Here is a 639-nt window from a genome sequence, read left to right as displayed (position 1 = left end):
GTGGCTGAGCAGGCCGGCTTCCATCTCCAGCTTGTCTGCCAGGCCGATCTCTTCGGCCACCACCTGCACGCGCGCCTTGACCTCGTTGGTGCACTTGAAGGCCAGCGCGCCCAGCACCGATCGGCCCTGAGGGAAGGACACCTCCAGGTTCTGGAAGACGCTGAGGTTCTCGTAGATGGAGGGCGTCTGGAACTTGCGACCGACGCCCGAGCGCACGATGGCGTGCTCGGACTTCTTGGTCAGCTCCTGGTCTTTGAACTGGATGCTGCCCGTGGATGCCTTGGTCTTGCCGCAGATGAGGTCGAGCAGGGTGGTCTTGCCGGCGCCGTTGGGGCCGATCAACCCGATCACCCGCCGCTCCTCCAGATCGAATGAGACGTTGCTCAACGCCATGACGCCGCCGAACTGGATGGAGACGTCGCGCACCGACAGCAACGGCTCGGTGACGGATACGGCGGCGGCTTCTCTGGGCGGCGCGATTGTGACGGCGTCCATCCCGGCGCCCTCCCCTTTCATTTTCATGGTGTTGAGCGGTTGCGGTCAGGCGGCGGGCGGCGTCAGCACGATCTTGCCGGCGACTTCGCGGCGCAGCAGGGCGTTCAGCGCCTCGGGCGCCCGCTCCAGCGGCAGAACCCGATC

General features: G+C 66.0%; 1 protein-coding gene. It reads right to left on the bottom strand.

Features of this window, described 5'->3' with window-relative positions:
- The coding region (locus L6Q67_RS23950; RefSeq protein ID WP_296576145.1) for an ATP-binding cassette domain-containing protein at positions 1-495 on the bottom strand (495 nt) is incomplete at its 3' end.
- Positions 496-639: the final 144 nt, after the last annotated feature.

Origin of the sequence: Zoogloea sp. (assembly GCF_023150065.1) — a bacterium.
Classification (GTDB): domain Bacteria; phylum Pseudomonadota; class Gammaproteobacteria; order Burkholderiales; family Rhodocyclaceae; genus Zoogloea.
Note: the sequence above shows the minus strand (reverse complement) of the source record. Positions and strands in the feature narration are given on the sequence as shown.